We start from the raw sequence: 23,187 nt of genomic DNA on the forward strand, positions 1-23,187 counted from the left end.
TGTGGGGCAGGATAGCGGCAAGCTGGGGCAAAAGGGAAGCAGGCCCTTGCCTGGTGGTCGGGCCCTACATTACGGGCATGTCAGGATGCCCGCCATATAGTGACCATGACAGGAAGGAATGCCCATGCAGTACAGAACACTGGGACGGACTGGCCTGAAGGTGAGTGAGCTCTGCCTTGGCACCATGACGTTCGGCCAGCAGAATACCGAGGCAGAGGGTCATGCCCAGCTCGATATGGCGCTTGAACATGGCGTAAATTTCATCGACACGGCTGAACTTTATTCGATTCCACCGCGTGCGGAGACGCAGGGTTCGACCGAGCGGATCGTGGGAAGCTGGCTGAAGGCCCGTGGCAACCGGGACAAGGTCATCCTTGCCAGCAAGGTTGTTGGACGCAGCCAGAATGACTGGTTTCGCCCCGATGGTGAAAAGCCACGTCTGACACCGGCACAGATACGTTATGCCATTGATGAGTCCCTGAAGCGGCTGAACACTGATTATCTGGACCTTTACCAGCTGCACTGGCCGGACCGGGTGGTGAACATCTTTGGTGAGGGCGGCACGACCTTCCGCACGCTCTCCGATGCTGATGAGGTACCGATTGCCGAGACACTGGGCGCTCTGGGTGAGCTGGTGAAGGAAGGCAAGGTCCGTCATGTCGGTCTCTCCAATGAGACCGCCTGGGGCGTGTCCGAGTTCCTGCGTGTTTCCCGGGAGGAAAAGCAGCCTCGCATTGCTTCCATCCAGAATGCCTACAATCTGCTGAACCGGACCTATGAGATCGGTCTGGCCGAGATGGGTCTGCGGGAAGATGTCGGCCTGCTGGCCTATTCCCCTCTGGCGCAGGGCTATCTGACCGGCAAATATCTGGATGGTGCCCGCCCGCCGGGAGCCCGGACGACCCTGTTCAACCGGGGCCAGCGTTATGAAAAGCCGGGTGTGGATGATGCCATCCGGGCCTATCAGGCTCTGGCGAAGGAATCCGGGCTTGATTTCGCCCAGATGGCCATTGCGTTCGTCACGTCACGCCCGTTCGTGACATCCAACATCATCGGTGCCACGACGATGGAACAGCTTGAGACGGCTCTGACCTCCATTCAGGTGGAGATCACGCCGGAGCTGGAAGAGAAGATCAACGCCATCCACCAGCTGAACGCCAATCCAGCGCCCTGAGGCCGGATGTCGTTCCGAGGTTGGCCCCGTCCCGGTTTCTGGGGCGGGGCTTTTCCGTTTCAGGCCTCTTTTTTCAGCAGCCTCCAGAGCGCAAGCAGTATTCCGCCCAGCAGGGCGAGATAGAGCAGGACGGCCGTGCCGATGAAATGGCGGGTGCTGCGGTGGGAATCATCAGCCCACTGGAGAAAGGCCGTCACGTCGCTGGCCATCTGGGGAATGGTGGCCTGTGTACCGTCCGGGAAGGCGATCATGCCCTCATGCAGTGGGGGGCGCATCTTGAACCTGTGATGATGCGTCAGGGCGATGGGGTTGTAATAGGTATTCGGTGCCAGGGTGACGCCGGGCGGAACGGGGCGGTAACCTGCCAGCATCTGGCGGATATAGTCCGGGCCGCCCCGGATGGTGCGGGCAATGTGGGAGAGGTCCGGTGGATAGTCCCCGCCATTATTGGCCTTGCCTACAGCCACACTGGGATAGGGGGAGGCGATGGGGCTTTCCAGCCCGGCATGACGCTGCTGTGCCCAGTGTTGCAGGGCCGTGACGGAGGGCTGGAGGTCAATCATGTCCCCATAATGGGCACGCTCCATGCTGTGGCAGGAGCTGCATACCTGCTGGAAGATCATCAGCCCCCGTTCTTCCGGGCGCATGGTGGTTGGCGGGACTGTCGCAGGGGCCGCCACCTGCGCAGCGGCAGGGGCCTGTGTTGGGGCAGGGTCATCCGCTCTGGCCGTGGCGGGGAGATGGGCCAGGGACAGGGCGGCCAGAAAAACCATGCCCGTTGGGCGGAGGCATGAACGCATCATGGTGCATCTCCCTGTGTGGAGGCGTCACTGGCTCGCCGTTCCCTGTAGGCTGCCAGAGGGAGCAGCCCCAGAAAGGTGAGGAACCAGACCAGCATGGCGCCCCGGCTGAGCCAGACCCAGAGGGGGGTAGCTCTGTTCATTCCTGCCAGAATGAGGATGATGAAGGCGATGAAGAACAGCCCCAGCCCCATCCGGGCCAGCGGGCGGTAGGTAGCGTTATGGCGGGGGGACTGGTCCAGCCAGGGCAGGATGAAGAGGAGAAGCAGGCTGGTGGCTGCTGCAATCAGCCCGCCCAGACGGGAAGGGACAGCCCGCAGCATGGCAAACCACGGGGCCAGATACCATTCCGGTGTGATGTCTGTCGGTGTTTTGAGGGGATTGGCTGGGATGATGTTGTCCAACTTGCCCAGCAGCCCCGGCAGGAAAAAGATCAGCCCGGCAAACAGGGCCAGAAACACGCAGACGGCCAGACAGTCCTTCACCACATAAAATGGAGCAAAGGGGCGGGTCGTGCGGTCCGGGTGGGGGCTGTCCAGCGTGGGGTTGCTGGAGCCTGTACCATGCAGGCAGAGTATATGGAGCCCGACCACCGCAGCGATGATGAAGCCAAGGGTGAAATGCAGGATGAAGAAGCGGTGCAGGGCCACACCGCCCAGCGTGTCTTCTCCCAGAAGATAGACGAGCAGCCCGTGACCGATGCCGGGTATGGCCTCCACGGCATGGGTGATGACGGTGGCCCCCCAATAGGACATCTGCCCCCATGGCAGGACATAACCTGCAAAGGCGGTCGTCATGAACAGAAGCATCAGGAACAGGCCGGAGAGCCAGACAAGTTCCCGTGGGGCCTTGTAAGACCCGTACCAGAGGCCTCGGCCGACATGGAGATAGAGCGCAGCAAAGAGCAGGCTGACCCCGCCTGTATGGATGCTGCGGATGAGCCAGCCGGAGGGGACCCGCCGTTCCATGGCTTCCACACTGTCGAAAGCCTGGGCGAGATCGGGTTGGTAATGCAGGGAGAGAAACAGACCGCTTACGACCATCAGCCCGAAAGCAACCATCAGACAGGCACCAAGTGTCCAGAGCAGATTGACCGGCGGCATGGGGAAGCGGGTCATGTGCTGGCAGAAAGGCCGCAGGAAGGGCAGGCGGGAGTCGAGCCAGCTTCTGGTCGGGTGTGTGTTGTCGTTCATCGTGTGGACCGTCCCTCAGAGCTGCTGGATGCTGTTCATGCCGTAATGGGGTGAGAGAAGGCTTTCTCCCAGCCTGATTGTATGGTCATCCACGAAATGGAGTGGGGGAACCGGGAGATTGTAGGGGGCGGGCATGTTGCGAAGGACCCGGCCAGCTCCATCAAACTGCGACCCATGGCAGGGGCAGAAGAATCCGCCAGAGGCGGGCAGGCTGGTGATGTTCTGATAGTCCGGTACGCAGCCCAGATGGGTGCAGATGGTGACATACACGCCATAGTCGGGCCGGAGGGACCGGTGGGCATTTTCAGCCTCACGGGGCTGCTGCCGGATGCGGGATTGCGGGTCCAGCAGCTGGGCGAGCAGGGCGGGGTCCTCCAGCGCACGGATCATCTCTGGTGTGCGGCGCTGGATGGCAACGGGCATCCCCTGCCAGACGACGATCTTGTGCGCACCGGGCTCCAGGTCCTGTACGGAAATATCCAGGACCGTTTCTTCCTGTGTGCTGGCAGCAGAGCTTGCCCGGGTGCGGCGGAGACTGTCCAGAAAGGGTGCGGCCAGCGTACAGGCCCCGGCCCCTCCCAGCGCCACGGACCCAGCCGTCAGGACCGTGCGGCGTGTCGGGCGGGGCAGGAGGGACTCTTCATCAAGGGATGGATGGGCCGTGCTGGCATCATGGTTCCGGGTCATGGGCGGGCGTTCTCCTCAGGCCCTTTTTATAGAAAGAGCCGCAGCGCGGTGCAATTGGCCCGTGGAGGGGCCGGCTGACCGTTTTTTCCTGTTGGGTTCATAAGGGGCAGGCTTACAGGGCGGCCCGGACCCGCCTCATCAGGGACAGACTGCGGTGTTTCAGCTTTTCCATCAGCAGATAGACAGCTGGTGTGGTGTAGAAGGTGAGCAGCTGGCTGATGGCCATGCCGCCCAGAATGGCCACGCCCAGAGGGCGGCGCAGTTCGCAGCCATACCCTTGGCTCATCAGCAGCGGGATACCGCCGAGGGCTGCGGCCAGTGTTGTCATAAGGATGGGGCGGAAGCGGGTGACAGAGGCATGGCGGATGGTCTCCTCGGCTGTCATGTCTGGATGATGGTGGTGGATGTGCAGGGCAAAGTCGATCACCAAGATGGCATTCTTCTTCACGAGGCCCGTCAGCAGGATGACGCCGATGATGGCCACAAGGCTGAACTGCTCACCGGAGGCCCACAGCCCCAGCACGCCCCCCACGCCAGCGGACGGCAGGGTGGAAAGGATGGTGATGGGGTGGAGGAGACTTTCGTAGAGGACGCCGAGGGCAATGTACATGATGGTGATGGCGGCCAGGAAGGCCAGCAGGGCATTGAGCATGAGGTCCGTCGTTTCTCCGGTTGTCCCCGTGAATTCCCCATGAATGCTGTCTGAAGCATGAAGGTTCACCAGTGCCCTGTGTATCAGCGAGATGGCATCATCATAGCTGGTGCCTTCGGCCAGATCGAAGGAGAGTGTCGTGGCATAATAGCCATTATGGTGGGTGATGCTGAGCGGCATGGGCGTTTTGACAATGCTGGCAACATTGTCCAGCGGGATCATCGTTTCCTGGGATGAGGAGACGGCGGCCCCGTTCGAGCTGTTGCCCGAGAGCTTGTTGGCCAGGGAGTTGGTGACGGAATCCCGGGAGAGGGAGGCCTGGGTACTGAGCGTGCCTTTGGTCCTGACCCGGATGAGGTTGGAGGCAATGCCCCCTGCTGCCGTACCAGCCGAGGTGGACAGCCAGAGATGGTGCAGTGTGTTGGAATATTCCCGGAACGGTTCCGCCACCACCATGACCACCCGGTGATTGGTCAGGGGAAGGTGGATGGTGGAGACGATGCTCTGCCCGTAGGCATCGAAGAGCGCATTCTGCACGAGCTGGGGCGTGATGTTGTAGCGGGCTTCCAGGTCACGGTGGATGAGGACATTGGCAAAAAAGCTCAGATCCTCTGCATCGGTGGAGAGGTTGCGGAACTTCCCGCTGGCCCGCAGCTGGGCCAGCAGGGGAGGCATGGTGGCGTAAAGGGGGCCGTTGCTGTCGCTCTGGAGAACATAACGGTAATTGCCCGTGGTGTTGCTGTCGCCCCCTCCCTGGCGGCCATTGTTCAGAGCCCAGAAAAAGGCCTCCGCCCCGGCCTGCTGGGGAATGGCCTTGCGCAGCCGGGCCAGGATGACGGGGATGCTGTCACGCATGCTCTTGGCCTTGAGCGTGACGAAGATGCGCCCCGTATGGCTCGTGCGGTTGAAGGTCACGACGGTCTGCACGGCCGGGTCTTTCTGGATGATGCTTTCCACCTGATGCATCCGGCGTGTCAGGGCCTTGAAGGAGAGGCTTGGTTCGCCATTGATGCTGCCCTGAAGAATGGCAAGGTCCATGGAGGGTATGGCCGTCTTGGGCATGAGAATGATGATGCCGACCATGAGCAGGAAGCTCCCCGGCAGGGTCAGCCCGATGATGATGGGGTGGCGGAGGCTCCAGTGCATTGAACGGTCATAGAGCGACGTCAGGTGGTAAAGTCCCGTTTCCACGGCGCGGACAGTCCTCATGGCACCATAGAGAAGCCAGGAGACAGGGTCTGCCAGGGGAGAATAGCGGGGCCTTTCGGGAATGGCCGGCGTTCTGCCTGCTGGTTCTATCGTCAGGAAATGGGCGCAGAGCATGGGCGTCAGGGTCAGGGACAGGACCATGGAGATGGCAATGGTCGCAGCCATTGTCAGCGCAAATTCATGAAGGGCCGAACCAAGCGTACCGGGGATGCAGAGCAGCGGGATGAAAACGGCGATGAGGGACAGGCTGATGGAGATGATGGTGAAGGCGATCTCGGAGGTGCCGACGATGCTGGCCTGATAGCGGTTCATCCCGTTTTCCATGTGGCGGGCGATGTTCTCCAGCACGACAATGGCATCATCAATGACAAACCCGACTGCAATGGTCAGCGCCATGAGGGAAAGGATGTTCAGCGAGAAATTGAACCACGCCATGGCTGTCAGCGTCCCCGAGAGAGCGACAGGGATGGTGATGGCCGGGATGAGCGTGCTGGCCATGTGGCGGAAGAAGAGGGCAATGACCAGCACGACCAGAAAGATGGAAATGACCAGTGTCTGTTTGGCATCCGCCAGCGAGGCCCGGATGGTCAGGGACAGGTCTAGGCCGGTGCGGAGTTCCGCACTGGCAGGCAGGGCCTGCTGGAGCCGGGGAAGACGCCTGACGATGTCGTTGACAATCTCCACCGCATTGGCGTGTGGCTGAGGGATGACAGCGATTGTGATGGCTGTTTTCCCGTTCAGTGTACTGTTCTGGTACACGTCCTGCACGTCATCCCGTACGGTGGCGATGTCTTTGAGGTAGATGGGATTTTTCCCGTTGCGGTAGGCCACGATGAGGTCCCTGTAATGGGCGGCCTCGGTAGCCTGGTCATTCGTCTGGAGCTGGATGCGCTGGTTGCCCGACGTGATGAAGCCCTTTGGCGTGAAGGCATTGGCCGAGGCCAGCGCCGCCCGGACATCCTCGGGGTTCAGCCCCCAGCGGTAGAGAGGATAGGGGTTCAGTTCGACCCGGACAGCCGGGTTAGAGGCCCCGAACAGCTCGACACGCCCCACACCGGCTATCTGTGCCAGTATGGGGCGGACCCTGATGGTGGCGAGGTCATAAAGCTGTGCCCTGGGGAGCTGGTCTGATGTCAGATGGAGCAGATAGATCGGTTTGTCGCCATCCAGCTTGAAGGCCTGCGGGTCTGCTTCCAGCGTGCTGGTGGGCAGGTCGCTTCGGGCGGCATGGAGGGCTGCCTGCACATCCCGCAGGGCGCCATTGATGTTGCGGGATGAGGAAAAATCCAGAAAGATGGACGTCTGCCCTCTGGTCGTGACGGATTCCAGCGTCTGGATGTCTGCAATGGTCGCCAGCCGCCGCTCCAGTGGAGTGGAGACGGAGGTGGCCATCTGCTGCGGGTCCGACCCCGGCTGGTTGGCGATCACCATGATGGAGGTCGCCGTCATGTCCGGCATGGTGGAAATGGGCAGGAAAGGCAGGGCAATCATGCCGGACAGAAAGATGGCGAGTGCCAGAAGTGTTGTCGCCACGGGGCGGTCAATGAAAAGACGACAGAAGACCATCCCTGACTATTAACTCTTTCTTATCGTGTTATTGCAGAACCTGTGCCTCCATAGAGATATTATCCCACTCAAATCAACCAGTTTTTACTGGTTATTCAAGTAATACCAGTTTGGGAAGAAAAGGTTAAAATCCTCCCTTTTCGTCTGGCCTGCTCAGGGCGTCACGGGCTGGGGCTGCGCCGGAACATAGCCATAGCCCTGTACGTATGTGGTCGTCTGGGCGACATATCCCTGACCGGGCTGAAAATGGGTGTAGCCGGGCACGGGGTAGGGGTAGCCGGGTACAGGCGGAGGAGCTGCAGGCTGCTGGATGACAATGACATTCGTGCTCTGTGGTGGCGGTGGCGGCGGGGCATAGCTCGGGGCCATGTAGGGCATGGCGTAGCCACCATCGTAATAGCCGCCTCCGCCATAGCCGTTGAAGACACGGTCAACCACGTTGTACCCCACACCGGACCCTACGCCGAAGCCAAGCCCCCGGGCGAAGCTGTGGCCGAAACTGTGGTGATGGTGTGCCTCGGCTGGCGTGATGGCCAGACCGCAGGCCAGAGATGCCAGAGCAAGGCCTGCGGCTGCCCGCTTCATCAGTAGTCCGGAGACATGGATCATCTTGCGTTTCCTTGTACCAGTTCTGTCAGGCTGCCTGCCTGTCCAGCCTCTCTCATGTGGGGCTGTCCGCATGGGAAGATACAGGAGCAGGGTGATAAAATGTTAGTGAAATCACTGTCATGAAATGGTCATGTCTGTGGGGGGTGAAGACCGGTCATTCGGCAATGCTGGCAAAAATCCCCTGCGTCACCATCTGCACATCCTGGGGTGTCAGGCAGGCCAGAAATCCCCGGTCCCCGGCATTGATCCAGATTGTCCTGTGTTTCTGTGCGCTGCGGTCGATGACGGTGGGCAGGGTTTCACGGGAGCCGAAAGGCGTTGTTCCACCCGAGACGAATCCCGTGCGGTCATGGGCCTCATCGGGCTGCATCATCTTGGCATTCCGGCCACCCAGAGCCGCTGCCAGTGCCTTGAAGTTGACCCGTCTGTCCACCGGGATGACTGCAAAAGCGGGCTGCTTCCTGTCGATCTTGACGGCAAGGGTTTTGAAGACGGCGGAAGGCTCTGCCCCAATGGCGCTGGCGGCCTGCTCGCCGATATGGCCTTTCTGTGGGGCATAGTCGTAGCGGCATGTCCTGTATGAAATGGCGGCACTGTCGAGAAACCGGGTGGCGGCGGTATCCTGCCTGTCTGTCATGGGGTGTCTCCTGTTGGATATGCAGGGGTGGATGATGCTCCAGTCAGAAAACCTTGCGACTCTTCGTCTGGCAAGCCGTCATGATACAGCCCTGCCCTGCTTTGGCCTCACGGCCGGGATGGTTGCGTCTGGTCCGGTTGCGGGCCATTCTGCCAGAAGGGTGGGTCGGTCTTCATCCATCCGTCATGCAGGAGACGTTCCATGTGCGGACCACTTGTCGTTCTGGCAGAATTCGAGGCCAGAGAAGATACTCTGGAGGCATTCCTTGAGGTCTGCCGTCATGATGCGGCCCGTTCCAGGGCTGATGAGCCAGGCTGTCTGGAATTTACCATTCAGTGCAGTGAGGATGATCCCATGCTTGTTGTGCTGCATGAGGTGTATGAGAGCCGGGCTGCCTTCCGGGCGCATGAGGCTGCTCCGCATTTTGCCGTTTTTTCCAGAGCGTTGCAGGATCTGAAGATTGTCACGAGGCAGATACGGTTCTTTCATCGGCAATGAGAGGGGAGTGACTGGCCCTTGATGGATGATCTTTTCCCGCAGACCCGGGAGCAGCTTGTCCTGTCGCCCGGGGCGGTTCTGCTGGGTGGCTTTGCCCGTGCGGAGGCGCAGGCGCTGCTTCAGGCTGCGGAATCCATCAGCCAGAAGGCTCCTTTCCGTCATTACAGGACGGCTGGTGGAGGGGTGATGGCAGCGGGCATGACGGCCTGTGGTCCATATGGTTGGGTGAGTGACGGGCAGGGCTACCGTTACATGCAGACCGACCCGCTGACGGGCCAGCCCTGGCCGGCCATGCCTGCCCTTTTTGCAGATATGGCAGGGCGTGCTGCACGGGCGGCAGGTTACGAGGGGTTTGTCCCACAATGCGGGCTTGTCAATCGGTATGCCGTCGGAGCGGGAATGGGGCTGCATCAGGATCGTGACGAACGCACCATGCAGGCCCCCGTCGTTTCGGTCTCGCTGGGGCTTTCAGCCCTGTTCCTGTGGGGTGGTGCCCTGCGGGGTTCCCCCTGCCGCAAGGTGCCGCTGCATCATGGGGATGTGGTGGTCTGGGGTGGCCCAAGCCGATGTCATTTTCACGGTGTGGCACCGATACGGGCCGCACCAGCCGTCGCCGGGCTGGACTGTCGGTACAACCTTACCTTCCGGGTGGTGGACCGCCCCTTCAGCGGGACGGGGCTACATTATCCAGATTGATGAGGCTTGTTGCAGGCTGGAACCGCCGGGGAGAATGGGCGGCCTTGTCCATGTTGTTTTCTTCTGCCGTTACGGGGGGCACGTGTGTAAAGCTCAGCTTTACCGTGACGGCCCGGTTGTGCAGGAAGACATTCCCGACTGTTTCATCCTGTGCCCGGCTGATGCCATGGGCAGGCTGGGTCCCCCGCCATGGAACGATGAGACGGGATGACCAGGCGTCTTCACTGGACACGGCATCAGGCTGGTCGGTCTGCTCATCCGAGAAATAGGGCGTCAGCTGGCTGTCGGAGAAACAGGCATGGCCCATGTAGGCAGCTACGGCCTCCCGGTAGGGGCGGGCGCCATGATGGCGGGGCATGTAAAATCCGTTCCATCTGGAGTCGTATCGGCACGCCTTGGCCCGCCAGAGATCGTCCTGCCCTTTTTCCATGCTGCACTGCACACGGACATGCAGCGAGTCGTCACTGCCTGTGGAGGCATAGGTGAGAGGTGTACTGGCCAGCGTCTGGCAGGGAAGGGTGGGAATGAGAAGAGCCGGTGCTGCAGGGCGCTTGTCCACAGGGAGAGGATCACCCGGCTCTGCCCGGGCGGTGGACACGACCGCCATCATGGAGGCGGCAAGCAGAAGAGCGGGCATGTGATGGAGTGTCATGAGGCAAGGATACCGCAGCACGGGGAGAAAAAGGACTCACGATATCGTATGAGCTGTGGTGTGTTCAGGCAAGCGGTTCCAGCAACCATCAGCAGGCCGGGACGTTGACAGCCAGACCGCCCAAGGCGGTTTCCTTGTAACGGTGGTTCATGTCACGTCCGGTTTCGGCCATGGTCTTGATGACATGGTCCAGCGAGACATAATGCGCCCCGCTGTCATCACTCATGGCCAGAGATGAAGCATTGATGGCCTTGACGGCTCCAAAGGCGTTTCTCTCGATGCAGGGGATCTGCACAAGCCCGGCCACCGGGTCGCATGTCATGCCCAGATGGTGTTCCATGGCGATTTCCGCAGCATGTTCGCACTGTTCCGGCGTACCACCCAGGGCGGCCGTCAGCCCTGCTGCTGCCATGGATGACGCCACGCCGACCTCGCCCTGGCAGCCTACTTCCGCCCCGGAAATGGAGGCATTGAGCTTGAACAGCCCGCCAATGGCTGCTGCTGTCAGGAGGAAGGTCCGCAGCCCGTTGGTCGTATATTCGGGGCAGAAGTCCCGATAATAGCGCATGACAGCCGGGATGACGCCCGCAGCGCCATTCGTGGGGGCGGTCACGACCCGTCCACCAGCAGCATTTTCCTCGTTGACGGCAATGGCGAAGAGGCTGATCCAGTTCATCACGCCATGGGGGGACGGGGCAGCATTGGTTTTGGCCTGGAGGCGTGCATACAGTTTGGCCGCCCGTCGCTGGACTTTCAGGGGACCGGGCAGGGTGTCTGTATTGTGCAGCCCGGCTTCAATACAGGCCAGCATCGTGTCGGCAATCCTGTCCATGCCGCGTTCCACGTCCCAGAGAGGGCGGGTGGCGGTCTCGTTGGCCATCATGATGCTGGCAATATCGGTGTTCTGTCGTTTTGTGTGGGCGAGGAGGTCTGCACCACTGCGGAAAGGGAAGGGGACATCCGGCAGGGAGTAGGACATCGTCCGTGCCTGTTCCTCTGGTGTAATGAATCCCCCGCCAACGGAGCAGAAACGCTGGCGGGTTATCAGCGTGCCATCCCGCCCGAAGGCTTCAAACTGCATGGTGTTGGGATGGATGGGCGGGATGGTGGCCGTGTCCAGGCAGATGTCGGTCTGATAATCAAAGGAAAAGCTCGTGCCATTGAGGTTCAGCAGATGCGTGCTTTCAATGTGCTGGACCAGCTTTTTTGCTGCGTCAGGGTCGACATGTTCCGGTGTTTCGCCAGCAAGGCCAAGCAGGACGGCCTTTATGGTGCCGTGTCCTTCGGCTGTCAGGGCCAGGGAGCCATAAAGGGTGACGACAATGCGGGCCGGACTTTTTTCCAGCGGGCCGTCAGGCAGGTCCGCCAGGACATCGGCAAAGCGTTGTGCCGCCCGCATGGGGCCGACCGTATGGGACGACGAGGGACCGATCCCGATCTTGAACAGGTCAAACAGGCTGAGCATGGAAACGGACCCTCATTGCGTAAGACACTCCGTCTTTATGGGATAGAATTGTGCCGGAGATAAGCCTTAAAAAATAAATTATTCTGATTATGAAACAAATATCAGACGCTGTTATGAAGGAAACTGTCCGGAGTGCCTGCCATGCACACAGGGCCACGGCAGGAGGGTCTTCCCATGGCCTTTATGGCAGGCTCATCCGGCGCCGGGATGGGTCCAGATATGCTCCAGTGCGGCCCGGCACTGGGTGATCAGGGCAGAGAGGTCGCCCTCATAGAGGCTGTCCGGCACGTCGGAAGAGAAAATCTCCACGGCACAGGCGCCCCGAAATCCGGCATCCCATGTGGCGTGGAGAAGCTCATGGAGGGGGATGCATCCTTTGCCGGGTATGCGCCTGTCTGCGGCGGAACGTGGCGTGCGCCAGTCGCTTATCTGTACGACATTGATGAGTGCCCCTGCACGGCGGATGGCGGCACAGGCTTCTGGTTGCTGCCAGATGTTCCAGTAATCCAGACACAGCCCCAGAGCGGGATGGTCCACGGTCTTGATGATGTCCAGAGCCTGATCGATGGTCCAGATGGCCGTCTCGTAATTGATGGAGGTCGGGTTCAGTGGCTCCAGTGAGAGGGTGATGCCCAGTTCCGCTGCCAGAGGGCAGAGGCGGCGCAGGGCATCGATCGTGCGGGTGATGCACCCTAGAACATCGCCATTCTCAGGGGCCCCGGTATTGACGACAAACGGCACCCCCTGGGTGTAGGGAGCGTAACGGCGCATGCTTTCTTCCAGCCGGGCAAGGCGGCGCCCAGGCTCCTGGGGGTAGGGCATCATTTTGCTGGCCCCAAAGGTACGGACGGCAGGCTGGAAGGAGCTGACCTTCAGGCCGCTTGTTTTCAGCAGCGCCATCTGTTCGTCCACCCGCTGCGGATCCAGCTTGCTTTCACACAGCTCAACTGTCTCCACGCCCAAGGCGGCATAGCGCTGGATGTCTTCCTCAAAGGGCCATGGCTGGGTTGTGAATTCGTTCATTCCGAAGGCGAAGGGGAAACCACTCATGCTGCTGCTCCTTCTTTCATGAAGGTGAGAACCGTCTGATTGAATTTTTCCGTCTCATCGAGAAAGACCATGTGGGAGCTGTTTTCAAACTCCACGGCCTGACAGTGCGGCATGTGCTCGGCGACCCAGCGGGGCCCCGCAGCCGGAAGAACCTTGTCTTTGCCGGCAATCATCATCAGGCAGGGCAGGTCAAGATGGGGCAGGACGTCTCGCCAGTCCTGGGTCGTGTGGTCGGCCATCATGAGAGAGGCTGCCTGGCTGGGACATTTGGCCATTTCTTCCAGAAGCATGGCCTTTTCGTCTTCGGGCAGACTGGTGCTGAGGCAGTCCGAGAGGTTCTGCCTGTCGAAAGCGGACCGGTTGAAAACCAGCTGCTGCTGGAGGAAGGTCAGCCCGGCCCCATCGTAGCAGGTGGCGTGGCCCAGCTTCCAGTCCGGGGCGAAGAACTGCTTTGGTGTCTGCTGCACGAAGATGGCGCTGCGGAGCCGGTGCCGGCCGAACAGCTCCAGATAGGACCATATGATGGGGGAGCCGATGGACCAGCCCAGCACGGTGGCGTCTTCAATCTCCAGTGCTTCCAGCAGGTCCCGGAGGTCTGCTGCCAGACGGGCGATACGGTAGCCGTGGTCCGGTTTCCCGGATTCACCATGCCCTCGCAGGTCCAGCGTGATGACACGATACTGTTTTGCGAATGGCCCGACATTGCGGTGGAAGAAGCGGCTGGAAAAGGTCCAGCCATGGATCATGACCAGGGGGCGTCCCTGGCCGTGATCCTCGTAATGCAGTTTCACATGGTCGCTGGTGGTGATGTAGGGCACGCAGGGTCTCCCTGTTTCATGGGCCTGTGCAGGCGGTTGCTGCCTTGTCTTCCAACTTGGGGCTGGCCAGCGTCCGTCTGCAAGGGGGGCTGTCATTTTCCTGCTGTCTGGTCCTGTGGGAGTGGGGCGGCCGGGAGCCAGACGTGGCAGGTTGTTCCCTGCCCAACCGTGCTGGTGAAGTGCAGTTGCCCACCATGTCTCTCCAGAATCTGTCGGACGATGGCCAGCCCCAGCCCCGTACCCTGTCCGGCCTCCGCATGGCTGGAGTCGGATGACGGCGTGATGCGGTAGAAGCGTTCTGTAAGGCGGGGGAGATGGTGGGCGGCAATGCCAGGGCCGTTATCTTCCACCGTGATCAGGAGTCCCGGCAGGGAGGAGGTCGGTCCTTCGGCTGGGGTGGCCCGTCTGGCGTGAAGGCGGACGTGCAGGGTCCGTTCCGGCATTGTGCCGTACCGGATGGCATTTTCGATGAGGTTGAGGAGAACCTGCACCATTTCATCCCGGTTGGCCAGCAGGGTCAGGCTGTCTTCCTGCGTCACGGTCAGCCTGCGGCTGTCGTGCTGGAAACGTGGGGTGACTTCGCCCAGCACAAGGGCGAACAGTTCTTCTGCCTCCAGCTCTTCCCGGGGGTGGTGGTGGTGGCCTTTCATCTCAAGCTGGGACAGATAGAGCAGCCGGTCGATCAGCCGCTGCATCCGTGTTGCCTGCTGGCTCATGATCTCCAGATACAGGGTGCGTGATGTCTGATCGGTCTGGTCGCCTCCCTCTTTCATCAGGTCGATGAAGCCGGTGAGGGAGGCCAGAGGTGTGCGGAGCTCGTGGCTGGCGTGGGCCACGAAGTCGGCTCTCATGCGGTCTACAGCCTGAATGAGACTGCGGTCATGCAGCAGGACGAGGACAAGGCTGTTCCGTCCTGCTGCACCGGGCAGTCTGCGCATGGCGAGATGGACGGAGCATTTTACGGGAACATCCAGCCTGATGGTGGTTGAACAGGGTGCAGGAAGGCCATCATCCATTGGGGGAGCATGAAGGGCGCTATGCAGGGTGCTGTGTGCCGTGGGGTGGCGAAGGAGCGCCCCGAGGCTGTTGCCATAATGGGTCCGTGCTGCCTCGTTGCAGGCCATGATCTGTCCGACGGAGCCGAGAATGAGGGCCATGCCCGGGATGGTATCTACCAGCAGGGTGGCCTCATGGAAGGGCAGAACGCTGCCCGGGGGTGGGGCAGATGGTCTGGGGCTGTCGGGGCGGGTGGTGCCGTGGGGGCGCCGGGACAGGTGCCAGACCATGGCCCAGCCCGTCAGGGCAAGGCAGGCACAGATTGCCGTGATGATCTCTGGCAGGAGCGGAGAGGCCATGAGGCGGATCAGCCGGAGGATGGGCCGTGCTGGCTGATGGTGCCATCATCCAGCGCATAACCGGCGGCCCGTACGGTCCTGATGAGGTCGGCTTCCCCCGTTTCATTCAGCGCCTTGCGGAGGCGGCGGATATGAACGTCCACCGTGCGTATCTCCACATGGACGTTGGGGCCCCACAGACGTTCCAGCAGGGTTTCCCGGGAGAAGACCTTGCGGGGATGGTGGATGAAGAGTTCCAGCAGGCGGTATTCGGTTGGCCCCAGGGCGATGGGACGCCCGGCCCGTGTGACCTGATGATTCTCCGGTTCCAGCGTAAGGGGGCCGAATGTCACGATGTCCTGTACGGGGCGTGTGCGGCGAAGCAGGGCCCGCAGGCGGGCATCCAGCCTGTCGGTACTGCATGGTTTGGTCAGATAGTCATCAGCGCCGTTGTCCAGCCCGGCGATGACATCCTGCTCGTCCGTCCGGGCTGTGAGGAAGAGGACGGGCAGGTCCTTCAGCCCCGGTTTCTGCCGGATGATGCGGCAGAGTTCCAGCCCGGAGAGACCGGGCATCATCCAGTCCAGCAGGGCGACGTCCGGTCGTTCTGTTTCGAGGAAGGCCAGTGCCTGTTCGCCATCCATGACGGTGCTGACCTGATAGCCCCGCTGCCTCAGGCTGTGTTCCAGAAGGACCCGCAGGGTGGGTTCATCCTCCACGACAAGAACAGAGCCTTTCTGGGGGCTGGCAGGGGGTTTCATGGGCTGGGGGACTCCTGTCCGGGTGGGAGTGGCTGGCTGTCATGGCCATGCGGGCGGGTCGGGGGCAGCGTAGCCCCCGTGACCATGAAGACCACACGTTCGGCCATGTTGGTGGTGTGGTCGCCGATCCGTTCCAGATTCCTGATGATGAAAAGCAGGGAGATATGGAGGCGGATGGTATGGGGATGACGGGTCATCTGTTCCAGGGAATCTGCCGTCATGGCTTCACAGTATTTGTCCACGAGCTGGTCGGCGGCCCAGATGGCATGGGCGGCATTGGCATCCTTGTGGGCCAGGGCATCCATGATGCGGCGGAGATGCTCCAGCACCAGCCGTCCCATTTCGCTCAGGGCGAGGCGGGCGGGGCGGGGAAGGGGCTGTTCCATCTGGCTGAGGCGCCGGGCGATGGAGCTGGCATAATCGCCCATGCGTTCCAGGGCGCCAGCCATGGGGATGCAGGCGACGATCTCCCGCAGATCTGCCGCCATGGGGCTGCGCAGGGCCAGCAGACGGATGGCGAGTGTTTCCACCTTTTGTTCCAGTGCATCCACTTCATCATCCTGCCGTGCTGCCTGAAGGGCTGTCCGGCCATCATTCTCGGCAATGCCTGCAAGGATGAGGGAGAGCTGATGCTCTACCAGTCCCCCCATCTGCTCCATCAGGGACCGTAAATGGAGCAGCTCATCTTCATAACGCTGCACGATATGCTGCTTCTGGCGCATCATGTGTCTGTCCCCTTTCAGGCGGGCTAACCTACCGTAATTCACGGGGAGCGGAAACAGCACCGCCAATCGGGCCACAAGCGGCGGAAGAGTAGGGTTTTTGCCGGGTTCAGGAGAGGTTTCAGCTCTCTTTTACGGAGATGTCATGAATATTTCATGTTTCCGCACGGTGGGGGGTGCAGGTAGGGTTTCCGTGTCGTCGTCAGAAGGAAAAGAGGCCGATAGATGAGCACCCGCCGCCAGTTTCTGCAAGGCTGTTCCGCTCTTTCCCTGGCGGTCTCTGCGGGAGGGGGCAGGCGTGGTCTGGCCCGAGGGACATGCCCTGTGAAGGCCATGCTGCATGATGAGTCTGGCTTTTATCCTCTCTGGCCGGAGGTTGGTACCATGGAGCAGCCCCGTGTTGCGCGGGGAGGGCGTGTTTACGGTATTCATGTGCCGGGTCTGCATGTCATGCGGCCTGTCCATCCGAATGGATCGGCTGTCATCATCGCAGCAGGTGGTGGTTATGGGCATATTGCCGTAGGGCATGAAGCCTTGCCTGCGGCCCGGTGGCTGGTCTCGTTGGGTGTGACTGTTGCCATTCTTCTGTATCGTCTGCCAGGCGAGGGATGGGCTGAAGGCATGGAGGCCCCACTGGCGGATGCCCGACAGGCCCTGCATCTGCTACGGTCCGGGCAGGTTGGTGGAAGTGGTAATGTGCGGCGTGTGGGTTTCATGGGTTTTTCTGCCGGAGGGCACCTGCTGGGTCTGACAGCTTTGCAGGACCATGATGCGCCACCGGCCCTGCTGATGCTGCTTTATCCGGTTGTCAGTGTTGCGCCCCCTTTTACCGGGAGTCGTACCAGTCGGGTGTGTCTTGGGGATAATCCGACAGTGGAACGGGCTGTCCGCTGGTCTCTGCCATCTCATGTCCGGGATGATGCGCCGCCTTTGTTCATGGCTCATGCGCTGGATGACCCGATCGTGTCACCTGAGCAGGAGACGTTGCTGTTGCAGGCCTATCAGCGTCATGGGCGACCTTGTGAAGACCACCGTTTTGCAACTGGGGGTCATGGCTTTGGTCTGGGGCGCAGGAATGGATCAACAGGGCAGTGGCCCATTCTGGCCGAATTCTGGATGAGACGGCAGGGGTTCCTGTGAACAGCCATACCGTCCCGTTGGGGCTGGCGACATTCCTGCGCAGGGTTTCGAATTTGTGCTGCCGTTATCTGTGGGGAGGGAACGGCGTTGCTTTCTTCATGGGGGCCGGCAGCCTCATCGGGAATCGTATGATTTTTGTCCGTAGTGGCCCCCGTGCAGGATTCGGGTGGCTGTTGGCAACATTGACCAGCTGGCGTCAGGAGAGACTGAATCGCTTCGGGCCGATGGTTCAGAAGACTGTATGTGGAGACTTTTGGGGTGTTGAAGAGGAGAGCATGACAATGGTCTGCTGTTTCTTCATCTTTTTCATGAGCGTGTATGAACAGTCATATATATTACCATTCATTAATTGTAGGGTGTGATGTGGGTCTGTTTATTGGATGTTCCAAGGAATTTTAGCAAAATTTTTCATAATTTAACTTTAATTTTTTGTATTTTAATTTTAATTATTAAAATAAAATGTATATAAATACGAATATATGATCAAAATGTTAAAAAAAATACAAAGTAAAATTATAAAATAAATTGTGCATTTAAAGTTATTACAAAGTTAAACTGGAAGAATTCATCATTTTCCTGTTGACTGTATTTCGTGAATATGGATTTATAACCTCGGAAGACGCATATGGGGCTTCCAACTCCTTAATAGAAAGTGTGTGGAGACTTGACATGAGAGCTCTCAGCAACCGCGAGCTGGACAGCGTTTCTGGTGGTTTTGGTCTGGGCAACCTGATTGGTGGTCTGGTTGGTGGTCTTGGTGGTCTTGGTGGCGGCGCACAGAACCCGCTGGCCGCTCTGGCCCCGGCTGCCAATACCAATACGATCCCGGCCGTTAGCTACCCGCAGGGGGCTGCTGCTCCTGCTGCCGGTTTCAATCTTGGTGGCCTTGGTGGTCTTGGGCAGCTGCTGTCTCCTATCCAGAGCTTTACCTCTGCTTTTAGCAATTTCCTGCAGCATCCTCTGCGTACGATCCTGTCTCTCGTAGGGACGGGCATTCAGCAGGCTGTGAACTTCGTCACACGTCTGATCTGATCCCTGTCATCCCGCAAGGGATGGCCGTGGGTAGGGTCTCTGTCCAGTCAGGGCAGGCTCTCTGTGAGGGGATGGTCCGTATGGGCCATCCCCTTATGTGTTTTCAGTGGGTTGTCAGGCAAGAGCATAGGGGCCTGCACTGAGTATCTCGAGCTTCAGCAGGCAGCCATTCTGCTGTTTCATGTCAGGCAGTGGCAGATGGGCTGCCCCGGTGGTCCAGCGGCATGGAACAGGCTCTGTAACATCCCATCCTGTGTTCGGGGCGGCTGTCAGGTGTGATGTCAGGGGGATGTCGGTTCCATCAGGCTGAACGAGCGTTATCTCGCCGACAAGAACGCCCAGGGTTCGTCTGTCATCCACGAAAGGGCCAATCTGTCTGTCCGGCCGGCTTGTCCGGGACCTGATGGTGAGAAAGGATGGACTGTTTTTCAGCCAGAACAGGTAGTGTCCGCCATTGCGCTGATACAGGGCGAGTTCGGTCCCCTGTGGGTCCAGCAGGGTCAGGGCCGGGTCGTCCGTGGTGGCTGGTCTGGCGGTTTCCGGTGGGAATCCCAGCCGGGTTGCCCGTTCTGCTAGTGCAGCATGCAGGGGCTCGACAAAGGCCCGATCCACGTTCAGCGGGGCGGCGGCGTCCTGTTGCCAGTCTTTGGGGCGGGAGTGGAAGGACGCTGGGGAGGGAATGGACAGGGCTGCTTCAGGCGTCGTGAAACTGTGGCGGTTGCCCGTGTCCAGATATGTTTCGGACAGGACACCATTGGCACTGATGATGCGATGCTCATAGGTCTCGATGTGGTAAATGTCGTAGCTGTCCCGTTCTTCCCGCAGGATCGTCCTGCCATTGACGAGCATACGGGCGGGAATGAAGCTGCCTTTCAGCAGCAGGCAGTGCTCTTCGGTAATGTAGAGGTCACGGAAGGGGCAGTTCTCCCCGAATGTGTGGCGTCTGATGCGTATTGGCCAGTCGTCAGACGAGGTGGGTGTGACGGATTTCCAGCCACTCCAGCGGAGATGTTCGATGTGTTTGTGACCATTCCGGAAGACATGGATGGCATCACCGGCCCTCAGCTCCTCAATGGGTCTGGGGCCCTGGGGGGTGTCTATCAATGTGCCTGCGAGGTAGCAGACAACATCCGCACTGGTTTGTGGTGGTGCCGGAGGTGTGAACGGGGACCAGCGTCCATCCTGCGGGAGGCCATATGGATTGCCGGGAATGAAGATGTTTGCATGGACCGTGCTGTAGAAGCTGTAATCCTCGTTCATCTGGATGATGGTTTGGTTGGCCGAGGCATCGTAGCGCTGCCGTGTTGTCGTTCTGGATGTCGTCTGGCCGGAAAATGTGAACTGGAATGTGAAGCCGGATGGTGGTGGGCTGACCAGATGGAGGTCCAGGGAAAGATTGGTCTGGAGGGAGGCGCCGCTCAGCCCTCCGTAATCAAGAGCAAGCTGTCCACCTGTTCCGGGGTCTATGGTCAGGGAATGGGGGGCAGCCATGAGAGAAGAGCTGACGGTGCCATTCCATGATGCCGGTGAGATGACCAGTGACCCTCCCTGAAAGGCGAAAAACGTATCCTCCTGTGGCAACGACAGGTTGTCAGGCATGAAAAGCGTGGTGTTGATGACAGCTTTACGGGATTGGGGAGTGTACGTGATGGTCTGGTTCTGTGCGACAATCATGAGCAGCTATCTTGGGCGGTATCCGGTTTTTTCGTGGAAACCGTCTGAAGATAGGGGCTGTTCCCTTATCAGAGATTAAGCCAGTCCTTCATAATTACCTGCACAGGTCCAGTCTGTTACGGTCTGTTCTGTACTGTGGGCAGGCGTATCCCTAGGGGGCAGCTGGAGGAGCCACACCCAACAAAAAGGGCGGACCACCATGGTCCGCCCTTTTCTGTCTGCGATACCGGAGATACGGGATCAGAACTTCATCTTGAAGGTTCCCGTTGCACCGCTTTCGGTCGACTGGTTGCCGTACTGGCCAATGTAGGACAGATCCAGATCAATACGATCAGTCAGGCGGGCCGTCATGCCAGCATTCACGACAGCCGCATTGCTGGAGAGCAGAACACCGGCGACGTCCATGTCGCTGGTCCCGCCTGTCGTGGCAAAGGCCTCATGCTGGCGGGACCCCAGGCGACCGAAGCCATGGCGGTAGGCTGCCGTGAGGTGCGGCATGAAGATCGTCCGGCCGATATTCAGCGTCGTGGCGGCACGGAAACCGAAGGTTGAGAAGGTGACCCCCGTATCCGTCCCACGGCTGCGCAGGGCGGCCTCGTTGCCATGCTCACGATAGCTGTTGGTCTGCATGTTCACATACGCCACGTTCATGAACGGCTCGAAGACGCCGCGCCCGGTGCGCATCTTGTAGCCCAGTTCAGCGAATGTCTGTGCAGTTCCACCCAGATAGCCACTGCTGAGGCGCCCGCCATAATCACCAACGGCGACATGCCGACGGGTGTTGATGACATTCCAGCTATAGGCAGCGCCCAGCCGCAGGTTCAGGCGGCCCCAGTGTGTCCCGGCATAGGCCCCAACAGTGATGTTGTTGCTGTTGCCGGAGGAGGAGCGCCCTCGCTGGATGTTGAACTGGGAGTGACCATAGGACAGCAGCCCGCCGACACGCCAGTTGCTGCGGTTGATCGGCGCATCCGCCCCCATGATGAACCCGGCCGTGTTGTGGTGCATGAGGGCAGCATTGCCATCCCCGCTGTTATGGCCGAGGGCTCCGTAAGCCTGCCCCCACAGGACAGCATGGTCGGAATAGCAGGCGCCATTCTTTTTATGCGTCTTCAGGTCATAGAGGCTCTGGCCATTATGGCCATAATCGCAGTCGCTGTTTGCCAGACGGTCCATCATCGCATTGCGGATGTAGAAGCTGTCCTGAATTAGCGCCGTACGGATGGAGGCGTGCAGCTCACCGGAGAGATTGTCCAGCGCCCGCCGTGCCTGGTCCCGTGTCAGGCCTGTCATGGCCTGGCTGAGCGCCGAGCTGGGAGCGAGATGGTCCAGCCCCTGGCCGGTGGTGATCTGGTTGCGGGTTTCACCTACCGTGCTGAACGAGCTGGCATTGCGGCGCAGGACGATGTCAACAGCATCGGCACTGTAGGCAAAGGCTGGGTCCAGATAGGCATACTGGGGTGCCAGATTGCTCGACAGTTTTTCGTCAAACTGGCCGTTGACACCGCCGGATGCCGTCAGGACACGGTAAGCCTGCCCATATGTCAGGCCAGCGCCTGCATTCTTCAGCTGGAGGTCCAGAGTCCCGCCCTGCAGATAAGCCGTGCCCGTGACAGCCAGACGGTCGGAGGTGAGTTCATGGAACCCGTTGCCTTTTGCCGTGTCAATGGTCTGGCCCGTCGTATCGCTCGTCCCGCGGATCCGCAGGACAGAGCCCTTGGCCATGGTCAGGTTACCACTGACATGCAGGGTGGAGAGCGCATTAGAGCCGATCGCACCGGGGGCGACCGTAGCACCGGAGACAGCTTGGGTTGAGCCGACGGTGCCGGTACCACGCAGAGTTGCGCCATTGCCGACGGAAACCGGGCTGGAACCATTACGACCATCCACTTCCAGAGTTGCCTGGTTCTGGATCATCGTCGGGCCTGAATAGGTGCTGTCACCTGTCAGGATTTCCGTCCCGCCATCGATGGTCAGGCCACCATTGCCGGAAAGAGACCCGGCGTAGGTGTCACTGGCCTTTGTCAGGGTGAGCGTGCCATCCAGCGTGCCGTTGCCGTTTCCTGCGAGGGACCCGGCGGAGGCATTGTTGCTGGTGACGGTCAGGTTCTGGCCATCATGGGTGAGGGTACCGCCGATGGTGCTGTTGTCGAGTGTCAGGGATCCGTTGCCCGTATTGGTGACAGCACCATCCGTTTTGTTGCCCCCGGCGAGGGTCATGACGCCGCTGTTTGTTGTGGAGGCCTGGGACCCGCCCGTGGCGCTGAAGGTGGCATTGGCAGCGTTTGTTACGGTCCCTGCGGATGTTCCGGCAAGGGCTGTCTGTCCACCATTGCTGCTGACGTCCCTGACGATGCTGTCATTCAGGGTGACGGTCCCCGCATTGGTAACGAGATTGGCCAGTCTGGCTCCGTTCGCCACCAGTGATCCATCATTGTTCGTGACCGTTCCGGTGACGGCTGAACCATCCTGGAGGGCGGAGTGGCCGTTGTTGACAAGTGCCCCGGAAAGGGAGCCTGTCAGGGTCAGGTCACCACTCTGCCCGACGGTTGTGTCACCGGTATAGGCCTGATGGTTCGTGAGGGTTTCTTTCCCCCCGTCAAGGGCCAGCCCGCCCTTGCCGGAGAGGATACCGTTATAGGTGTCATTGGCCTTTGTCAGGGTGAGCGTGCCATCCAGCGTGCCGTTGCCGTTTCCTGCGAGGGACCCGGCGGAGGCATTGTTGCTGGTGACGGTCAGGTTCTGGCCATCATGGGTGAGGGTACCGCCGATGGTGCTGTTGTCGAGTGTCAGGGACCCGTTGCCCGTATTGGTGACA

The 23,187-nt window shown here is 60.1% G+C and carries 20 protein-coding genes; 5 read left to right on the top strand and 15 right to left on the bottom strand.

The features are described 5' to 3' along the window. Nucleotides 1-124: 124 nt before the first annotated feature. Nucleotides 125-1,174 (top strand): NADP(H)-dependent aldo-keto reductase, encoded by a 1,050-nt coding sequence (locus GM608_RS01065; RefSeq protein ID WP_043558659.1) that lies wholly within the window; start codon nt 125-127, stop codon nt 1,172-1,174. Between the two features lie 59 nt (nt 1,175-1,233). On the opposite strand, the gene GM608_RS01070 is transcribed toward GM608_RS01065, so the two are convergent. The 6 genes from GM608_RS01070 to ybaK all read right to left on the bottom strand — a co-directional run bounded on the left by GM608_RS01070 (nt 1,234) and on the right by ybaK (nt 8,527). Beyond that, nucleotides 1,234-1,977 carry a cytochrome c1 gene (locus GM608_RS01070; RefSeq protein WP_086431723.1) on the bottom strand — a complete coding sequence of 248 codons (744 nt, stop codon included), beginning with the start codon at nt 1,975-1,977 and terminating at the stop codon, nt 1,234-1,236. Next, a complete protein-coding gene (locus GM608_RS01075; RefSeq protein ID WP_248630838.1) occupies nt 1,974-3,167 on the bottom strand; it encodes a cytochrome b N-terminal domain-containing protein in 1,194 nt (397 codons plus the stop codon). The genes GM608_RS01070 and GM608_RS01075 overlap by 4 nt, the downstream gene beginning before the upstream one ends. 15 nt (nt 3,168-3,182) lie before the next feature. Next, on the bottom strand, nt 3,183-3,854 hold the full coding sequence (gene petA / locus GM608_RS01080) for a ubiquinol-cytochrome c reductase iron-sulfur subunit (RefSeq protein WP_086431725.1): 672 nt from the start codon (nt 3,852-3,854) through the stop codon (nt 3,183-3,185). Nucleotides 3,855-3,966: 112 nt separating this feature from the next. Then, nucleotides 3,967-7,281 (bottom strand): efflux RND transporter permease subunit, encoded by a 3,315-nt coding sequence (locus GM608_RS01085; RefSeq protein ID WP_333644831.1) that lies wholly within the window; start codon nt 7,279-7,281, stop codon nt 3,967-3,969. Nucleotides 7,282-7,434: 153 nt separating this feature from the next. Next, the gene (locus GM608_RS01090) at nt 7,435-7,890 is read right to left on the bottom strand and encodes a hypothetical protein (RefSeq protein ID WP_333644832.1); all 456 of its coding nucleotides are present in this window, start codon (nt 7,888-7,890) and stop codon (nt 7,435-7,437) included. 154 nt (nt 7,891-8,044) lie between these two features. Further along, on the bottom strand, nt 8,045-8,527 hold the full coding sequence (gene ybaK, locus GM608_RS01095; protein WP_043558642.1) for a Cys-tRNA(Pro) deacylase: 483 nt from the start codon (nt 8,525-8,527) through the stop codon (nt 8,045-8,047). A gap of 201 nt (nt 8,528-8,728) precedes the next feature. On the opposite strand from ybaK, the gene GM608_RS01100 reads away from it, so the two are divergent. Both GM608_RS01100 and alkB read left to right on the top strand, forming a co-directional pair. Further along, nucleotides 8,729-9,025 carry a putative quinol monooxygenase gene (locus GM608_RS01100; protein WP_043558639.1) on the top strand — a complete coding sequence of 99 codons (297 nt, stop codon included), beginning with the start codon at nt 8,729-8,731 and terminating at the stop codon, nt 9,023-9,025. 21 nt (nt 9,026-9,046) lie between these two features. Further along, nucleotides 9,047-9,721 carry a DNA oxidative demethylase AlkB gene (gene alkB, locus GM608_RS01105; RefSeq protein WP_333644841.1) on the top strand — a complete coding sequence of 225 codons (675 nt, stop codon included), beginning with the start codon at nt 9,047-9,049 and terminating at the stop codon, nt 9,719-9,721. Here the strand turns inward: alkB and GM608_RS01110 are convergent. The 7 genes from GM608_RS01110 to phoU all read right to left on the bottom strand — a co-directional run bounded on the left by GM608_RS01110 (nt 9,690) and on the right by phoU (nt 16,526). Next, complete coding sequence (locus GM608_RS01110) at nt 9,690-10,373, bottom strand: hypothetical protein (protein WP_248460316.1); 684 nt, start codon at nt 10,371-10,373, stop codon at nt 9,690-9,692. The two genes, alkB and GM608_RS01110, sit on opposite strands and share 32 nt — an antisense overlap. Before the next feature lie 88 nt (nt 10,374-10,461). Beyond that, nucleotides 10,462-11,838, bottom strand: coding sequence for an L-serine ammonia-lyase (locus GM608_RS01115; protein ID WP_043558632.1), 1,377 nt, complete (start codon nt 11,836-11,838; stop codon nt 10,462-10,464). A 192-nt stretch (nt 11,839-12,030) separates the two neighbouring features. Next, a complete protein-coding gene (locus GM608_RS01120; RefSeq protein WP_154980929.1) occupies nt 12,031-12,888 on the bottom strand; it encodes a sugar phosphate isomerase/epimerase in 858 nt (285 codons plus the stop codon). Further along, nucleotides 12,885-13,706: an alpha/beta hydrolase gene (locus tag GM608_RS01125; RefSeq protein WP_333644833.1), complete on the bottom strand. Its 822-nt coding sequence runs from the start codon at nt 13,704-13,706 to the stop codon at nt 12,885-12,887. The genes GM608_RS01120 and GM608_RS01125 overlap by 4 nt, the downstream gene beginning before the upstream one ends. Nucleotides 13,707-13,798: 92 nt before the next feature. Further along, complete coding sequence (locus GM608_RS01130) at nt 13,799-15,061, bottom strand: ATP-binding protein (protein ID WP_333644834.1); 1,263 nt, start codon at nt 15,059-15,061, stop codon at nt 13,799-13,801. 8 nt (nt 15,062-15,069) lie between these two features. Continuing rightward, on the bottom strand, nt 15,070-15,801 hold the full coding sequence (locus tag GM608_RS01135) for a response regulator (RefSeq protein WP_043558620.1): 732 nt from the start codon (nt 15,799-15,801) through the stop codon (nt 15,070-15,072). Continuing rightward, the gene (phoU, locus tag GM608_RS01140) at nt 15,798-16,526 is read right to left on the bottom strand and encodes a phosphate signaling complex protein PhoU (RefSeq protein WP_232086390.1); all 729 of its coding nucleotides are present in this window, start codon (nt 16,524-16,526) and stop codon (nt 15,798-15,800) included. The genes GM608_RS01135 and phoU overlap by 4 nt, the downstream gene beginning before the upstream one ends. Nucleotides 16,527-16,748: 222 nt before the next feature. On the opposite strand from phoU, the gene GM608_RS01145 reads away from it, so the two are divergent. Further along, the gene (locus GM608_RS01145) at nt 16,749-17,663 is read left to right on the top strand and encodes an alpha/beta hydrolase (protein ID WP_086441420.1); all 915 of its coding nucleotides are present in this window, start codon (nt 16,749-16,751) and stop codon (nt 17,661-17,663) included. Nucleotides 17,664-18,332: 669 nt separating this feature from the next. Next, nucleotides 18,333-18,695, top strand: coding sequence for a hypothetical protein (locus GM608_RS01150; protein ID WP_043558618.1), 363 nt, complete (start codon nt 18,333-18,335; stop codon nt 18,693-18,695). Between the two features lie 114 nt (nt 18,696-18,809). Here the strand turns inward: GM608_RS01150 and GM608_RS01155 are convergent, their stop codons facing one another. Beyond that, the gene (locus tag GM608_RS01155; RefSeq protein WP_081562471.1) at nt 18,810-20,369 is read right to left on the bottom strand and encodes a Hint domain-containing protein; all 1,560 of its coding nucleotides are present in this window, start codon (nt 20,367-20,369) and stop codon (nt 18,810-18,812) included. A 240-nt stretch (nt 20,370-20,609) separates the two neighbouring features. After that, nucleotides 20,610-23,187: autotransporter domain-containing protein (locus tag GM608_RS01160; RefSeq protein ID WP_333644835.1), on the bottom strand; the 2,578-nt coding region annotated here is incomplete at its 5' end.

Origin of the sequence: Bombella sp. ESL0380, from assembly GCF_009725805.1 — a bacterium.
Taxonomy (GTDB): Bacteria; Pseudomonadota; Alphaproteobacteria; order Acetobacterales; family Acetobacteraceae; genus Bombella; species Bombella apis.